Below are 15,120 nucleotides of genomic sequence, written 5' to 3' on the forward strand. Positions count from 1 at the left end.
TTACCCCTACCTACTGACGCGTAGCATGGTCCCCACAGTGGGCTGCGAGGCCGGACACGGTGCCGGATCCACGGTGCAGCCATGACGGAGGAGAAATCCCATGAGCACCACTGATCTTTCCCAAGACGCTGGCCGCAACCGAAGTGCCAGCAGAATCAAAGAGCGCGTGGTCACCGAACAGGACGCCCGCAACGCAACTGAAGCAGCACGCGATACCGGGGAATCCCGCCCGAGTTTCGCCAAGGGGATCTACCTCGGCAATTACAACCTGGACCTGGTCGGCTCCCTGCCGCCGGCGGACCTCGACGAGGAGGCCCGCGCCCAGCTGTTCCTGGAAGCCCTGACCGAGTACTGCCGGACCATGGACGGACTGGCCATTGAACGCACCGGGGTGATTCCGGACGAGAACCTGCGCGGACTCGCGGATCTGGGGGTGTTCGGCATCAAGATCCCCCAGCACTACGGCGGGCTCGGACTGTCCCTGCTGAACTACGGACGCGCCCTGATGCTCCTGGGCAGCGTGCACCCCAGCCTGGGGGCACTGGTCTCGGCCCACCAGTCCATCGGCGTGCCGGAGCCGGTGAAGGTCTTCGGCACCGAGGAGCAGAAGGAAGAGTACCTGCCGCGCTGCGCCGCCGGGGCGGTGACCGCGTTCCTGCTCACCGAGCCCGACGTCGGATCGGACCCGGCGCGGCTGCGCACCACGGCCATCCCCTCCGAAGACGGCAGCGAATACGTGATTGACGGCGTCAAGCTGTGGACCACCAACGGCGTGATTGCCGAACTGGTGGTGGTGATGGCCGCCGTTCCGCCGCACGGCGGTTCCAAGGGCGGCATCAGCGCGTTCGTGGTGGAAATGTCCTCCCCCGGCATCACGGTAGAGAACCGCAACAACTTCATGGGCCTGCGCGGCATCGAGAACGGGGTCACCCGCTTCACCAATGTCCGCGTTCCGGCGGCCAACCGGCTGGGCCGCGAAGGCCAGGGCCTGAAGATTGCCCTGACCACGCTGAACACCGGCCGCCTCTCCATCCCGGCCATGTGCGCGGCCTCCGGGAAGTGGTCGCTGAAGATTGCCCGCGGCTGGTCCGGTGCCAGGGAACAGTGGGGCCGGCCCATCGGCCGGCACGAGGCTGTGGCCAAGAAACTCGCCTACATTGCGGCTACCAGCTTCGCGCTGGAGGCGGTCTTCGAACTCTCCGCCCAGCTCGCCGACGCCGGCACCAAGGACATCCGCATCGAGGCGGCACTGGCGAAGCTCTGGGCCAGTGAAATGGCCTACAACGTTGCCGACGAGCTGGTGCAGGTGCGCGGCGGACGCGGTTTCGAGACCGCAGATTCCCTCGCCGCCCGCGGCGAGCGCGCGGTCCCGGCCGAACAGCAGCTGCGGGACCTCCGCATCAACCGGGTATTCGAGGGCTCCACCGAGATCATGCACCTGTTCATTGCGCGGGAAGCCGTGGACGCGCATCTGTCCGCGGCCGGGGACCTGGCGGTGGCGGACGCCCCGGTGGGCGCCAAGGCGCGGGCTGCATTGAAGGCCAGCGGCTTTTACGGCAAGTGGCTGCCGACGCTCGCCGCGGGCAAGGGCAACGTCCCCACGTCCTACGCCGAGTTCGGCCTGCTGGCCCGGCACCTGCGCTACGCCGAGCGGGCCTCCCGCCGGCTGGCCCGTTCCACGTTCCTCGGCATGGCCCGCTGGCAGGCGGGACTGGAACACCACCAGGTCTTCCTGGGCCGGATTGTGGACATCGGCGCGGAAATCTTCGCGATCTCGGCCTCGTGCGTCCGCGCGCTGAACATCCGGCGCGAGGATCCGGCGGAGGGTGAAAGCGCGTTCGAGCTTGCGGACGCCTTCAGCCGGCAGTCCCGGGTGCGGATCGAGTCCCTGTTCGACGGGCTGTGGCACAACTCCGACGAGTCCGACCGGCGGCTGTCCAAGGGAGTCCTGGACGGTCGCTACACCTGGCAGGAAAACGGTGTGCTGGATGCATCCGAGGGGACGGGTCCGTGGATTTCGGAGACGGCCCTCGGCGACGAACCGAAGGAGAACCTGCACCGCCGGTACCGGTGAGCCTTACGTCGCTCCCACCGCACCGCGGCAGATCTGCACATAGCGCACCGCCAGTTCCTCCGGGCTGAGCGGACCTCCGGCGCGGTACCACTGGGACACTCCGGTGCACATGGTGGTGACCGCCCGGCTGGCGTCCTTGGGATGTCCGGTGGCGAAGCGGCCGCTGCGGACGCCTGCTGACACCACGTCGTCGAGGAGTCTCTGCTGCCGGTCCCGGGCCGCGATGTGCGCGGCCCGGGCCGTGCCCTCCAGGCTGCGGATCTCGCTGGCCGCGATGAACGCGTGTTCCCAGCGGTAGGCATGGACCAGGACAAGGCATTCGATCAGCAGGGCAAAGCGGTCCTCGACGTCCTCGCCCGCCTCGGCGAGGGCGGCGGTGCTCCGGGCGTAGAGATCCGCCATCGCGGATTCGGCTATCCCCACCAGCAGCGCCTGCTTGGACGGATAGTGGTGGTAGAGCCCGGGCACCGACAAGCCGGCCCGGGTGGCCACGGTGCGGATGCTGGTCCCGTGGTAGCCGTGCTCCACAAAGCAGTCCAGCGCGTTGCGCAGCAGCGGCGGCAGGGCGGGCACGGAAAAGTCGCGCCAGTCGGGCTGCGTACGGACTGCGGTCATGGCGTCCCCTCGATGGTCGAATACCCGGTGTGATCCTTGACACTTTACGGGGCCTGCACCAGACTAACCGTACCGAGCGGTCGCTCGGTAGTGGTTGGAGACGGAAGTTGGCGGAGCACATGACCAAACCGGAGCAGTCTGCAGGCGGGCGGCGCCTCGAGGGCAAAACAGCCGTTGTCACCGGAGCCAGCCGCGGTATCGGGCTGGCGATCGCACACCGCCTGGCGGCCGAAGGGGCGAAGGTCTGCATCACTGCCCGCAACATCGGACCGCTGAAGGAAGCCGCCGCCGAGTTCCCCGAAGGCAGCGTCCTGGCGATAGCCGGCAAATCCGATGATCCGGACCACCGGGCCGAGGTGCTGGACACCGTGGCCGAGACCTGGGGCCGGCTGGACATTCTCGTCAACAACGCCGGCGTGAACCCCGTGTACGGACCCCTGAGCAAGCTGGACCCGGAGGCCGCCCGCCGAATCCTGGACGTCAACGTGCTGGGCACCCTCGCCTGGGTTTCCGCCGTCTGCGCGCACGAGGCCCTGGATTTCCTCGGCCGCGGCGGATCGGTGCTGAACCTTTCCTCGGTCTCGGCGCAGACCCCGGCCGCCGGCATCGGCTTCTACGGCATCAGCAAGGCCGCCGTGGAACAGCTCACCCGCACCCTCGCCGTCGAGCTGGCCCCCACGGTGCGCGTGAACGCGCTGGCGCCCGCCGTCGTCAAGACCCAGTTTGCGCGCGCCCTGTATGAGGGCCGCGAAGAGAAAGTCAGCTCCACCTACCCGCTGAAGCGGCTCGGCACCCCGGAGGACGTCGCCGGCGCGGCCGCCTTCCTGGCTTCCGACGACGCCGCCTGGATCACCGGGCAGATCATCAACCTCGACGGCGGCCTGCTCGTGGCCGGCGGCTCGGCCTGACCGCTCCCACCGCATCCCCTAAGGACCACTCATGAGCACTGTTTCCCTGCCTGCGGAAATCGAAGACCTCCGCCTGCGCACCCGCGAGTTCATCCGCGGCACGGTAATGCCCGCAGAACCGCGGCCGGGCGCCGTCGTTCCGGAGGCGCTGCTGGAGGAACTGCGTGCCGCCGCGAAGGCCGCCGGAGTCTTCGCCCCGCACGCACCGCGCGAGTACGGCGGGCAGGGGGTGCCGCTGGCGTACTGGTCCCCCGTCTTCCAGGAGGCCGGCTATTCGCTGATCGGCCCCTCGGTACTGAACTGCATGGCCCCGGATGAGGGGAATATGCACATGCTGCACCTGATCGGCAGCGAGGAGCAGAAGCGCCGCTACCTCGCCCCGCTGGTCTCCGGCGAGGCCCGCTCCTGCTTCGGCATGACCGAGCCGCACCCGGGCGCCGGATCGGACCCCGCCGCCCTGCGCAGCAGCGCCGCGAAGGTGGACGGCGGCTGGCTGATCAACGGGCACAAGCGCTTCACCAGCGGAGCCAACAACGCCACCTTCTGCATTGCCATGGTGCGCACCGACGCGGTGGCCGGCGCACCCGCCGGGGCCACCATGCTCCTGGTGGACATGGACGCCCCCGGAGTGCGGATCGGCGAGCAGCTGCACACCATGGACCGGGCGATCGGCGGCGGGCATCCGCACGTCCACTTCGAGGACGTGTTTGTTCCGGACGCCGCCGTGCTCGGCGCACCCGGGGAAGGCTTCCGGTACGCGCAGGTCCGGCTCGGTCCGGCCCGGCTGACCCACTGCATGCGCTGGCTCGGCCTGGCCCGGCGGTCCCTGGATATCGCGTTGGACCGCACCAACCGCCGGGAGATCTTCGGCTCGGTGATGAACGAACTCGGCCTGGCCCAGGAAATGATCGCGCAGTCCGTCATCGATATAGAGACTTCCGACGCCATCATCACCAAGACCGCCGCCCTGCTGGAAACCGATGCCAAGGCGGGTTCGGCGCTGTCCTCGGTGGCCAAGGCCCACACCTCGGAGGCGGTGTACCGGGTGATCGACCGGAGCCTGCAGCTGTGCGGGGGCGACGGCGTCACCGACCGGCTGCCGCTGGCCTCCTACCTCAACGAGGTCCGCGCCTTCCGCATCTATGACGGCTCCAACGAAACGCATAAGTGGGCCATTGCCCGCCGCGCTTCCGCCGGCCGCCGCCGGGAAACGGAGCGCGGCGCTCCGGATCTTTCCGATGTGTCCCGCCCGGCGCCCGCGGACGACGCCGGATTCCCCGCCGAAGCGAAAGCCTGAACCCCATGCACACCACTGCCGACGGCACCGAAGTTGTAGCCACCCGTTCCCAGGCCGAGTCCTTGGCCTCCCCTCCGCTGCTGATCCTGGATGAAGTGACGGCGTTCTTCGACGCACACGGACTGGGTTCGGGGCCGCTGTCCTGGGCGCAGATCGGGGACGGGCAGTCCAACATCACCTACCGGATCCGGCGCGGGAATGATGACTTTGTGCTGCGGCGCGGCCCCCGCCCGCCGCTGCCCCGCTCCACGCATGACATGGTCCGCGAAGCCCGGATCCAGCAGCTGCTGCGCGTGCAGGGTGTGCCGGTGCCGGAAATCCTGGCCCTCTGCGAAGACGAGTCCGTGCTCGGGGTGCCGTTTTACGTGATGGGCTTCCTCGACGGACTGGTCATCACCAACACCATCCCGACCGCACTGTCCGCCATGGAGGACCGCCGGGCCACCAGCGCCGCCGTCGTCGACGCCCTGGTCCGCATCCATTCCGTGGATGTCAGCAGCGGGGACCTGGCCTCCTTCGGCAAGCCGGGGGGGTACCTGCAGCGGCAGGTGGCCCGGTTCTCCGGGCTGTGGGAGGTCAACACCATGCGCAACCTTCCCGAGGTGGCCCGGATCGGCAGCTGGCTGGCGGACAACGTGCCTGACAGCCAGGCCGCCTCGGTGCTGCACGGAGATTACCGGCCCGGGAACCTGATGTTCGCCCCGCAGTCCCCCGCCCGGGTGATCGCCGTCCTGGACTGGGAAATGTCCGCCATCGGCGATCCGCTGGCCGATCTGGGCTACCTCACCGCCACCTACTCCGAGCCGGGCAGCGTCGCTACGCCGCTGGAGCTCACCGGAGTGACCCGCTACCCGGGCTATTACACCCGGGAGGATGTCATTGAGGCATACCGGCAGCGGATGGACCTGGATCTGGCAGCGCTGCCCTGGTACCAGGCCCTGGCCCTGTGGAAGGCATCGATTTTCTGCGAGGCCATTTATACCCGCTGGCTCAAGGGCGAGCGCCCCAACGACCGGATATTCGCCCCGTCGCTGGAGGCCGGCGTGCCGCAGCTGCTGCGGTCCGCCGCCGGGTTCGCCGGGCTGGCACCGGCACCGCTGTAACTTCCGGCACCGCTGCAGCTTCCGCGCCGCTGTAGCTTCCGCGCCGGAGTTACGGCACGACGACGGCGCGGCCGATCAGCTGGTTGTTCTTCAGCTTCTCGTAGGCCGCCGGGGCCTCGTCCAGGCTGAAGACCTCGGTATGCACGTTGATGCCTTCGCCCCGGGCCAGGTCCAGCACCTCGAACAGCTCCGACCGCGAACCCCAGTACGGGGCACGGATGGAGGTTTCCCAGGCGGCTGTGGCAGCCAGGCCCACCGACACGGTGCCCGAGCCGACCCCCACCAGCACCTGGTCGCCCTGCGATCCCACCATCGCCTGGCCCAGGTCCAGGGTGGCCTGGTTGGTCACGAAGTCAAAGACGGCGTCCACTCCCCTGCCGCCGGTCAGGTCCCGGACCAGGTCCGCTGCGCCCGGCTCGGACGGGAAGGTGTAGTGCGCGCCGACGTCGGTGGCGAGGTTCAGTTTCGCCTCGTCGATATCCAGCGCCACCACGGTGGCCGCGGTCATGGCGCGCAGGATCTGCACGGCCACGTGCCCCAGCCCGCCCACGCCGATGACGACGGCGGTGGCACCGGAGGGCAGCTTCTCCAGGGAGCCTTTGATCGCGTGGTACGGCGTGAGCCCGGCGTCGGTCAGGGACACATTCTGCACCGGATCCAGGTCCCCGAGGGGAAGCAGATGGCGGGGGCTGTCCACAATCAGGTATTCGGCCATGGCCCCGGGTGCACCGAGCCCGGGCGGGACAATGCCGAATTTCGCGGCGTTGCGGCAGTAGTTTTCCCGGCCGCTGGAGCATTCGTAGCAAATCCCGCAGCCCCACGGCCCGTAGACGGCCATGGACGTGCCCTCCTCGATGTACTGCACGCCGTCGCCCACCCGGTCCACCACGCCGGCACCCTCGTGCCCCAGCGTCAGGGGCAGACCGTAGATGTACTCCTCCTCAGGGAGGCTCATGATGAATTCGTCCGAGTGGCAGACCCCGGCGGCGGTGACCTTCAGGCGGACCTGCCCGGGGCCGGGTTCGGGGGTATCGATCTCCACCACTTCGGGCGGCTGGCCGATGGCGCGGTATTGAAGGGCCTTCATGGCATACTCCTGCTCTCCGCACCGGCAGCGGCGCGATGGATGGATTTGCACTTCAATCGTTGCACCGCGTTCCCGGTTCCACAGCCCCTCCGGCGGCAGGTACCGTGTGGGCCATGAAGAATCTTCCGCTGTCACTCACGATTGCCGCTGCCGTCGGCGGTTTTACCCTGTCGCGGCCGGCCGACTGGTCCCCGGGACTGCGCCGCGCCTATGTTCTTGTACCGGGCGCAGCCGTGGGCGCCATCGGCGTCGTGGCCCTCAGCAGGGGCATGCGAAAAGGGAGGGAGCTGGCCGCCGCCGGAACGGTTGACCTCGTCACCCCGTTCACGGTCGGGGCCGGGGGTGATTCCGCAACCGCCCCTTCCTACGTGCGTGCAGCCGGGCCCCAGAGGCGGATGCCGGGAATTGCGCTGACGGGTCTGGCTGTGCTGATGGGCGCAGCCGTCAGCGGGATCACGGCACTGAGCCTCGTACTGGATGAGGCTGTCGAAGCGTGGCTGGTCCGACGCCGAGTGGCCCGGCCCCGTCCCGTCATGGCAATGGCAGCGGTGCTCTATTCCCTGGTCATGGACCAGGTGATGGACTCGAAGGACGCCAAGGTTTCGAAGCCCCATCAGTAGAGCCGCCGCACCGCCTCCGCGATGACCGGATAGGCCCCCGTGACGTAGGCGGGGCCGTCGAAGTGGGGTATGCCTCCCACCTCATCGATCTTTTCGTTCAGCCGCCGCCACAGGGCTTCATCCGAGGTGATCCCTGCAGGCCGGGCCAGGAACCAGACGTATCCGCGCGGGACAGGCGGAACGCCGACCAGCGCCAGATAGTCATTGGTCATTTGGTAGACCCATTCCTCGTCCTCGGGGGCAAACAGCTCCTGGGTGGGCAGGGTTTCATACAGTGTGCCGGGATGGCGGTAGGTGTGCTGCGCCCTCGCCGCCCATCCCATCATGAGGAACCAGCCCGTGAACGGCAGCTGGGTATAGGAGTCCGGCCGCGCTTCCGGCGGCAGGATCCGAACCTCATTCCAACTGCCGGCCATGTCCTGCCCCATACCCGTGATCCGCGGTACCTCGGTCAGCCGAAGAGCGCCGCGGCCCGGGTCAGGGTCTGGAACACCCCGTAGGCCAGGGGGACCCCCACCAGCAGCCAGCTCACCGTCAACTTTGCCTTGGTCATCAGCGTTCTCCGTCCTGGGTGGCGGTCCGGGCCGGGGCCGCCGGCTCGGATTTCGCGGGTTCATGGTAGCGGGACGCAACCGGCGTCACCAGCAGGTTGGCGATGAAGCCAACCACCAGCAGTCCCACCATGGTCAGCAGTGCCGGATAGTACGCCGCCGCGGTCAGCTCCCCCGGGGTGCCCTGGGCATCCAGGAAGGAGTTGACGATCAGCGGACCGGCAATGCCGGCAGCGGACCAGGCCGTGAGGAGCCGGCCATGGATGGCACCGACCTGGAACGTGCCGAAGAGGTCCCGCAGGTAGGCGGGAACCGTGGCAAACCCGCCGCCGTAGAAGGACAGGATCACGAACGCCAGGGCCACGTAGAGGATGGTGGACGTGTCTCCGAAGAAGGACAGCAGGGCGTACAGGACAGCGCCGGCACCGAGGTAGATCATGTAGATGCGCTTGCGGCCGATCAGGTCGGAGGTGGCGGACCAGACAAAGCGCCCGCCCATGTTGCCGATCGAGAGCAGGCCGACAAAACCGCCGGCGACGGCGGCCGTCACCAGCGAGGCGCCGTCGGGCTGGCGGAAGAAGTCCTGGATCATGGGCGCTGCCTGTTCCAGGATGCCGATGCCTGCGGTGACGTTGCAGAAGAGCACAATCCAGACCAGCCAGAACTGTCGGGTCTTGATGGCGTTGGCGGCCGAGACGTGATTGGTGGTGACCAGGGACTTGGAGGCGACGGTGGAGGGGTCAAAGCCCTCGGGCTTCCAGTCCGCTGCCGGCACCCGGATGCTCCAGGCGCCGTAGAGCATGTACACCAGGTAGAGGGCGCCCAGGGTGAGGAACAGCTTGCCCACGGCGTCGCCGCTGGCCACCCATCCGGGGGTGCCGGATTCGGGGTCAAAGAAGGTGAGCAGTGCCGAGGAGAGCGGGCTGGCGATCAGCGCACCGCCGCCGAAGCCCATGATGGCCATGCCCGTGGCGAGGCCGGGCCGGTCGGGGAACCATTTGATCAGGGTGGAGACCGGGGAAATGTAGCCAATGCCCAGGCCGATGCCGCCGATGAAGCCGTAGCCGAGGTACAGCAGCCAGAGCTGCCCGGTGAAGATGCCCAAGGCACCAATGAGGAAGCCGCTTACCCAGAACATGGCCGAAACGAACATGGCCTTGCGGGGTCCGTTGGCATCCACCCAGGTGCCCATCACGGCGGCGGAGAGCCCGAGCATCACGATGGCGATGGAGAAGATGATGCCGATCTGGGTGAGGCTGGCGCCGAAGTATTCCACGAGCGCCGTCTTGTAGACGCTGGTGGCGTAGACCTGTCCGATGCACAGGTGTACGGCCAGCGCAGCCGGCGGAATCAGCCATCGATTGAATCCGGGCGGGGCGATTGTGCGGTCGCGGTCCAGCCAGCTCATACAGACTCCCTTATCTCGCGCCGATCCTGTCTGCACTCAACGATGCCCGGTGTGAGCTGGGTTACATGGATTCGACACGCTGAGTACCACTAGCGCAGCAAAACATACCGCGCAACCTACTCATCGGTAACTAATTTCGAAAAAGCCTTGCTTTGTTACCCGCGGGTAGCTTAGATGTAACAGACATCACACTGGTCTTGGCTGATTACGTCTCAACGTAGCGACGGACCCGGTCACCTTGCATCCGCGGAGGCTGCGTCCTTGCCGCTCGCCGCTTAGTCAGTCTCGAATCGTAAGAAGCAGAAGAAGGATATTCAATGACGAGTTCCACGTCCGGGCGCGCCTCCAGCCGCCCACACACACTTTTAACCGTACTTTTGGCGTTGTTCCTGGTCCTCCTCCTCGCCTTCTTCGTGCTCTTTACGGGCAAGGTTGCCAGCGGCGCAACGGAGCTGAGCGACGGCGCCGAGCGCGCCTCCACCGGCGCAGGAGACCTGAAGGCCGGCGCCGAGAAGGCGCAGACCGGCGCCAAGGACCTCTCGGAAGGTACCGAAAAGGTTGACGCGGGCGCCAACACCCTGGCCAAGGGCATCGGCTCCGCCAAGGCCGGCGTGACGACCCTGAAAGAAGGCGCCACCACGCTGGATGAAGGAGCCGTCAAGCTTCTCACCGGCGCCGAGGCCGCCAACGAGGGTGCCAACAAGCTTGCTGCCGGTGCCACCAACGCCCGTACGGGTGCGGGCACGCTGACCGCCGGCGCCTACAGCGCTGCCGACGGCGCCAACACGCTGGCTGCCGGTGCGACGACGGCACGAGCTGGCTCCGACGACCTCGCCGCCGGCGCCAACGAGCTGTACACGAAGATGGCCCCTTTGGCCGAGGGCGCACCCGCACTCGCTACCGGTGCACAATCTGTGGCCGATGGCATCGGCCAGCTTGCTCCCGGCTCCGTAAAGGTCAGCAACGGCACACTGCAGATGTGGCAAGGCATCCACGCCACTCCCGGCGAAGACGGCAAAACGGCTGCAGCCAATATTGCCGCGGATTTGACCCCTTACAGCAAGGACGGCAAGTCGGCTGCTCGCGTCAAGCTCGAATTCCTAGCCAGCATTCAGGCGTTGCCCGAGGCACGACAGGGAATTCTCGAGGCCGCCGCGAAACTCGAAGGTTTGGAGAAACTGGTTGCCGGCATTGACAACGGCATCACCGGTTACGACCCCAACACTGACGGCCCTATCCCGTACGACATAAACGCGGATGGGACCCCGGTATATGACCAGGACGGCACCCTGTATGGCACCGGAGCCATCGCCACGGGCCTCGGCAAGCTCAACGATCCCGCTGCGGCTCCCTACCTCGCCACCAAAGCCGGTGAAGCTGCTGCAGGAATTGAACTGCTCTACGACGGTGCAGGAACGCTTTCCGCAGGTGCCACCGAGCTGAACACCGGCCTGAAGACCCTCGAGACCGGCGCGTACACGCTGGCCGAAGGCAACGGCAAGCTCGCCACCGGCGCAGGAACCCTCGCCACCGGTTTGGACACCCTGGAAACCGGCGCTTACACGCTGGCCGACGGCAACTACAAGATCTACGACGGCACCATCAGCCTCTCCGACGGCACCAGCCGCCTGGTCACCGGCACCGAGTCCCTGGACGAGGGCGTTGTGAAGCTCGACGACGGCGGCAAGACGCTGACCGCCGGCACGAGCGACCTGAAGGACGGCGCGAAGAAGCTGGCCGACGGCAACACCGAACTGGCCGAAGGCAGCAAGACCCTGGCCGACGGCAACGGCAAGATCTCCGAAGGTGCAGACACCATGCGGGCCAGCACCACGGCGCTGACCCCGGGCGAAATCTTCACCTCCCCGAAGATCCTGGCCGTACTCATCCCGCTGCTCCTGCTGCTGGTTCCGATCGGCATGCTGATCGCCGGCACCCGCCGCGGCAACCAGCACTAAGGTCCGGGCAGCACCGCATCACCTCGCATCACTGAGAAAAGGGCAGGTACCGCAGCCGCGGCACCTGCCCTTTTCCGTGCCCGGGAAGGCTGCCCGAAAAGGCTCCCGGGAAATGTCCTAGCGGTTCAGCTCGGCGGAGATCCGCTCCACGGCTGCGCGCAGCAGCGGCACCGCACGGTCCGCGAAGGCTTCATCCACCCGCGAGACAGGCCCCGAGACGGAAACCGCCGACGGCGTGGGCGCGTTGGGGACAGCCATGGCGAAGCAGCGCACCCCGAGTTCCTGTTCCTGCTCGTCCACGGAGTACCCGCGCTCCCGGATGCCTGCCAGATCCGCCAGCAGCGCATCGACGCTGCCCAGGCTGTGACCGGTGGGGGTGGGCATGCCCGCCCTGCCCACGATGCTCCGCACCTGTTCATCCGGCAGCTGCGCCAGGATCGCCTTGCCGACGCCGGTGTCATGGGTATGCACCCGGCGGCCGACTTCCGTGAACATCCGCATGGAATGCCGTGAGGGAACCTGGGCCACATAAACCACCATGTCGGCGTCGAGCACTGCCATGTTTGACGTCTCGCCCAGATCGTCCGCGAGGCCCTTGAGCTGCGGCATCGCCAGCGCACCGAGCTGCAGGTTGGCGCCTTCCCCGAGCCGGATCAGCTTCGGCCCGAGGGCGTAACGCCGGTTGGGCAGCTGCCGGGCGTAGCCCCGGCCCACGAGGGTGCGCAGCAGCCGGTGGATGGTGGGCAGGGGCAGGGAGGTGGAGGCGGCAAGTTCGCTCAGCGTCACTGCCCCGCCGGCGTCGGCAATCAGCTCCAGCAGTTCAAAGACCCGTTCCACTGACTGCACGCCGGATCCGGCGGCCCGTTCAGCCATGATTGCCCCTCCCCACGAATTGCCCCCACTTTATCGCAGAGCGGAAAACTTCTTCCTTATTTGGGCCTGACTGAACGGCGTCAGGCGGACATTCCGGATCCGGCGTCGGACCCCGTTTCGGCCGGCAGCGCGGCGGGGTGCAGCGTGACGCAGATGGCTCCGGAGCGGGTGGTCTGCGGCCGGGAGACGCTGTAGGAGGCGGCCTCGCGGATGTCTTCGAAGAGCCGCTTGCCCTGGCCCACCACCACCGGGAAAATCAGCAGCCGGTACGCGTCCACCAGCCCGGCCGCCGCCAGCGCCTGCACCAGCTGATAGCTGCCATGCACCTGGAGTTCGCCGCTGCGCCGGGACTTCAGCCGTTCCACGCTCGAGACCAGCTCCCCTTCGAGCAGATGCGTGTTGTGCCAGGGCGCCGACGGCATTGCGGTGGAGACCAGATACTTCGGCAGTCGGTTCAGTGCTGTGGCAATGAAGTCCCCGGGTTGGTTCGCGGCCTCCCAGTAGGGCTGCATCATGTCGTACGTGTTGCGCCCGAGCAGCAGTGCATCGGCCATGGCGTACCACTCGGAGACAATCTGCTCCAGGTCAGGATCAGCAAGCGGAGTCAGCCACCCGCCGCCGGTGAAACCGCCGGACGGGTCTTCCTCCACGCTGCCCGGAGCCTGCATCACGCCGTTCAACGTCAGAAAAGTGTTGACCGTCAGCTTCACCGAGCACCCCGTTCCTAGGTCCCCCTGCTTCTAGGTTCGGCCCGGCATCCGGGGGTGTCAACGGTCCCGGGCAACGCCCGGGACCGGAGCACCGCTTAGGCCCAGGTGTGCGGAGCGGGGCGGCGGGTGCTCGGCAGCGCGACGGCGGCACGCCAGTCGTTGATCCACTCCGGCAGTTCCAGGTCCGACGGCGGGACGGCACCCACGGCCTCGAAGATCTCCTCGTTGCTCACCGGGCCGCTCTTGGATACCAGACGGGTGCAGATGACCGCGCTGGCATAGATCTCGCCGTCCGCCACCATGCGCTGCTCAATGTAGATGGCCCGTTCATCGAACCCGATGACCCGGGTTTCAATGCTGTACTGCTGGTGCAGCTGCAGGGATTTTCGGAAGCTGATGGTTTCGTTGTTCGCCACCGGGCTCCAGCCGCGCTTTTTCATGATGTCCCAGACGCCGCTGCGGACCAGCAGGTCGAAGCGGCCCAGGTCCATCATCGAGAAGTACATGCCGTTGTTCAGGTGCATCGCAAAGTCGATGTCGGTGACGAGGACCTTCGCGGGCACTGAGGAGGTCTCGAAGAAGCCCAGCTTGGGCCGGCGTCGGGCGCGGAACAGGGTCAGGATGGTGCGCAGAATGAGGTGCATGCCCGCTATATTACCGCTCAGTAACTTAGTGTCGAGGTGCGCCGCGGAGTTTTCTTTTCCCGGTCCGCTCCGCGCGAACCGGTGCCGGACTCCGCGGCGCCGTCCGTCAGCGCCAGGGCTGGACCATGGCCTTGAGTGCGCCCGGTTCCTGCCCGGCCTCGAGCGCCTCCCGCACCTGGCCGAGCCCGAACTCATGGGTGACCAGCACGTCCAGGTCCACCTTGCCCTCTGCCACCAGCGAGATCGCCGTCGGCCAGGTGTTGGCATAGCGGAAGACGCCGGTGAGCCAGATTTCGCGGTTCTGGATGACGCCGACCGGCAGTTCGACGTCCTCGGCGCCCATGCCCACCAACACGGCCCGTCCGCCCGGGGCCACCGCCCGGATGCCTGCGCGGACCGCGCTGGGAGCTCCGGACGCGTCAATGAACGCATCCACGCCCAGCCCGTCCACTTGCTGGGAGGCATGCACGGTGTGCGTGGCTCCGTGCCGGGCGGCGAAGTCCAGCCGGTCCTGCGCGATGTCACTGATGTACACGGCGCTGGCACCGAAAGCGCGCGCCACCTGGGCAATGATCACGCCGATCGGCCCGGCTCCGGCTATCAGGACCCGCTGTCCGGGCCCGACGCCGGCCTTCCGGCAGGCCCAGATCCCCACCGACAGCGGCTCCATCAGGGCCGCGGCTTCGTCCGAGACGGTGTCCGGGACTGCGTGGGCGAAATCGGACTCGATCGCCACGTATTCGGCAAAGGCACCGTCGACCGGCGGGGTGGCGTAGAAGGCCATGTCCGGGCACAGGTTGTAGCGGCCCTGCTTGCACTGCCCGCAGCGGCGGCAGGGTTTCTGCGGTTCGATGGACACGCGCTGGCCGATCCGCTCCGGGTCCACGGCGGTGCCGACGGCGGCAATGGTCCCGGACGCTTCGTGCCCGAGCACCAGCGGCTCCTCCACGACAAACTGCCCGATCCGCCCGTGCCGGAAGTAGTGCACGTCGCTGCCGCAGACACCGACGGCGGCCACCCGGACCAGCACCTCGTTCGGCGCCGGCTGCGGAAGCGGGCGTTCATCGACGGAGAGCTGGTTGGAGGCGTGGCTGTCGGTACCTTCACCCCCGGCGGCCGGGACGCGCAGGACCGAGACGCGCATGCTGTCCGGAAGCTCCGGCGTCGGCGTCGCGGCTGGGCTGGTGGAAAGTGACATAAGGGTTCCTCTTCGTTGCGGGTCCGCGGGCATGGCGTCCCGGCGTACTGAGGACTCTAGTCCGGCGCGGCACT

At 67.5% G+C, this 15,120-nt stretch carries 14 protein-coding genes; 6 read left to right on the plus strand and 8 right to left on the minus strand.

Going from position 1 to position 15,120, the window contains the following annotated elements; translation table 11 throughout:
- Positions 1 to 100 precede the first annotated feature (100 nt).
- On the plus strand, positions 101 to 2,074 hold the full coding sequence (locus NNX34_RS03565; RefSeq protein WP_255765147.1) for an acyl-CoA dehydrogenase family protein: 1,974 nt from the start codon (positions 101 to 103) through the stop codon (positions 2,072 to 2,074).
- A 3-nt stretch (positions 2,075 to 2,077) separates the two neighbouring features.
- Here NNX34_RS03565 and NNX34_RS03570 read toward each other — a convergent pair whose 3' ends face one another.
- Positions 2,078 to 2,689 carry a TetR/AcrR family transcriptional regulator gene (locus NNX34_RS03570; protein WP_255765148.1) on the minus strand — a complete coding sequence of 204 codons (612 nt, stop codon included), beginning with the start codon at positions 2,687 to 2,689 and terminating at the stop codon, positions 2,078 to 2,080.
- 119 nt (positions 2,690 to 2,808) lie between these two features.
- Here NNX34_RS03570 and NNX34_RS03575 point away from each other — a divergent pair, with 119 nt between their 5' ends.
- The 3 genes from NNX34_RS03575 to NNX34_RS03585 are packed head-to-tail and all read left to right on the plus strand — an operon-like array spanning position 2,809 to position 5,997.
- Positions 2,809 to 3,597: an SDR family oxidoreductase gene (locus NNX34_RS03575; RefSeq protein ID WP_255765149.1), complete on the plus strand. Its 789-nt coding sequence runs from the start codon at positions 2,809 to 2,811 to the stop codon at positions 3,595 to 3,597.
- 31 nt (positions 3,598 to 3,628) lie between these two features.
- Positions 3,629 to 4,894 (plus strand): acyl-CoA dehydrogenase family protein, encoded by a 1,266-nt coding sequence (locus NNX34_RS03580; protein ID WP_255765150.1) that lies wholly within the window; start codon positions 3,629 to 3,631, stop codon positions 4,892 to 4,894.
- Positions 4,895 to 4,899: 5 nt separating this feature from the next.
- A complete protein-coding gene (locus tag NNX34_RS03585; RefSeq protein ID WP_255765151.1) occupies positions 4,900 to 5,997 on the plus strand; it encodes a phosphotransferase family protein in 1,098 nt (365 codons plus the stop codon).
- 49 nt (positions 5,998 to 6,046) lie between these two features.
- On the opposite strand, the gene NNX34_RS03590 is transcribed toward NNX34_RS03585, so the two are convergent.
- Positions 6,047 to 7,084 (minus strand): NAD(P)-dependent alcohol dehydrogenase, encoded by a 1,038-nt coding sequence (locus tag NNX34_RS03590; RefSeq protein WP_227919338.1) that lies wholly within the window; start codon positions 7,082 to 7,084, stop codon positions 6,047 to 6,049.
- A gap of 113 nt (positions 7,085 to 7,197) precedes the next feature.
- Here NNX34_RS03590 and NNX34_RS03595 point away from each other — a divergent pair, with 113 nt between their 5' ends.
- A complete protein-coding gene (locus NNX34_RS03595; protein WP_255765152.1) occupies positions 7,198 to 7,704 on the plus strand; it encodes a hypothetical protein in 507 nt (168 codons plus the stop codon).
- On the opposite strand, the gene NNX34_RS03600 is transcribed toward NNX34_RS03595, so the two are convergent.
- Both NNX34_RS03600 and NNX34_RS03605 read right to left on the minus strand, forming a co-directional pair.
- Positions 7,698 to 8,132, minus strand: coding sequence for a DUF5956 family protein (locus NNX34_RS03600; RefSeq protein WP_255765153.1), 435 nt, complete (start codon positions 8,130 to 8,132; stop codon positions 7,698 to 7,700). The genes NNX34_RS03595 and NNX34_RS03600 overlap by 7 nt on opposite strands.
- Before the next feature lie 124 nt (positions 8,133 to 8,256).
- Positions 8,257 to 9,663, minus strand: coding sequence for an OFA family MFS transporter (locus NNX34_RS03605; protein WP_255765154.1), 1,407 nt, complete (start codon positions 9,661 to 9,663; stop codon positions 8,257 to 8,259).
- A gap of 317 nt (positions 9,664 to 9,980) precedes the next feature.
- On the opposite strand from NNX34_RS03605, the gene NNX34_RS03610 reads away from it, so the two are divergent.
- Complete coding sequence (locus tag NNX34_RS03610) at positions 9,981 to 11,621, plus strand: hypothetical protein (protein WP_255765155.1); 1,641 nt, start codon at positions 9,981 to 9,983, stop codon at positions 11,619 to 11,621.
- Between the two features lie 117 nt (positions 11,622 to 11,738).
- Here NNX34_RS03610 and NNX34_RS03615 read toward each other — a convergent pair whose 3' ends face one another.
- The 4 genes from NNX34_RS03615 to NNX34_RS03630 all read right to left on the minus strand — a co-directional run bounded on the left by NNX34_RS03615 (position 11,739) and on the right by NNX34_RS03630 (position 15,046).
- Positions 11,739 to 12,494: an IclR family transcriptional regulator gene (locus NNX34_RS03615; protein ID WP_255765156.1), complete on the minus strand. Its 756-nt coding sequence runs from the start codon at positions 12,492 to 12,494 to the stop codon at positions 11,739 to 11,741.
- A gap of 80 nt (positions 12,495 to 12,574) precedes the next feature.
- A complete protein-coding gene (locus tag NNX34_RS03620; protein ID WP_255765157.1) occupies positions 12,575 to 13,204 on the minus strand; it encodes a dihydrofolate reductase family protein in 630 nt (209 codons plus the stop codon).
- A 95-nt stretch (positions 13,205 to 13,299) separates the two neighbouring features.
- The gene (locus tag NNX34_RS03625; protein WP_255765158.1) at positions 13,300 to 13,848 is read right to left on the minus strand and encodes a thioesterase family protein; all 549 of its coding nucleotides are present in this window, start codon (positions 13,846 to 13,848) and stop codon (positions 13,300 to 13,302) included.
- Between the two features lie 106 nt (positions 13,849 to 13,954).
- The gene (locus NNX34_RS03630) at positions 13,955 to 15,046 is read right to left on the minus strand and encodes an NAD(P)-dependent alcohol dehydrogenase (protein WP_255765159.1); all 1,092 of its coding nucleotides are present in this window, start codon (positions 15,044 to 15,046) and stop codon (positions 13,955 to 13,957) included.
- Positions 15,047 to 15,120 lie beyond the last annotated feature (74 nt).

This window comes from Arthrobacter sp. zg-Y1116 (genome assembly GCF_024385485.1).
In the GTDB taxonomy this organism is placed as follows: Bacteria; Actinomycetota; Actinomycetes; order Actinomycetales; family Micrococcaceae; genus Arthrobacter_B.

Bases quoted from the DNA above. Each gene is read 5' to 3' on its own strand.
- NNX34_RS03610 (WP_255765155.1), top strand. From the start codon at position 9,981: ATGACGAGTTCCACGTCCGGGCGCGCCTCCAGCCGCCCACACACACTT.
- NNX34_RS03600 (WP_255765153.1), bottom strand. From the start codon at position 8,132: ATGGGGCAGGACATGGCCGGCAGTTGGAATGAGGTTCGGATCCTGCCG.
- NNX34_RS03565 (WP_255765147.1), top strand. From the start codon at position 101: ATGAGCACCACTGATCTTTCCCAAGACGCTGGCCGCAACCGAAGTGCC.
- NNX34_RS03585 (WP_255765151.1), top strand. From the start codon at position 4,900: ATGCACACCACTGCCGACGGCACCGAAGTTGTAGCCACCCGTTCCCAG.
- NNX34_RS03575 (WP_255765149.1), top strand. From the start codon at position 2,809: ATGACCAAACCGGAGCAGTCTGCAGGCGGGCGGCGCCTCGAGGGCAAA.
- NNX34_RS03590 (WP_227919338.1), bottom strand. From the start codon at position 7,084: ATGAAGGCCCTTCAATACCGCGCCATCGGCCAGCCGCCCGAAGTGGTG.
- NNX34_RS03595 (WP_255765152.1), top strand. From the start codon at position 7,198: ATGAAGAATCTTCCGCTGTCACTCACGATTGCCGCTGCCGTCGGCGGT.
- NNX34_RS03625 (WP_255765158.1), bottom strand. From the start codon at position 13,848: ATGCACCTCATTCTGCGCACCATCCTGACCCTGTTCCGCGCCCGACGC.
- NNX34_RS03605 (WP_255765154.1), bottom strand. From the start codon at position 9,663: ATGAGCTGGCTGGACCGCGACCGCACAATCGCCCCGCCCGGATTCAAT.
- NNX34_RS03630 (WP_255765159.1), bottom strand. From the start codon at position 15,046: ATGTCACTTTCCACCAGCCCAGCCGCGACGCCGACGCCGGAGCTTCCG.
- NNX34_RS03580 (WP_255765150.1), top strand. From the start codon at position 3,629: ATGAGCACTGTTTCCCTGCCTGCGGAAATCGAAGACCTCCGCCTGCGC.
- NNX34_RS03615 (WP_255765156.1), bottom strand. From the start codon at position 12,494: ATGGCTGAACGGGCCGCCGGATCCGGCGTGCAGTCAGTGGAACGGGTC.
- NNX34_RS03570 (WP_255765148.1), bottom strand. From the start codon at position 2,689: ATGACCGCAGTCCGTACGCAGCCCGACTGGCGCGACTTTTCCGTGCCC.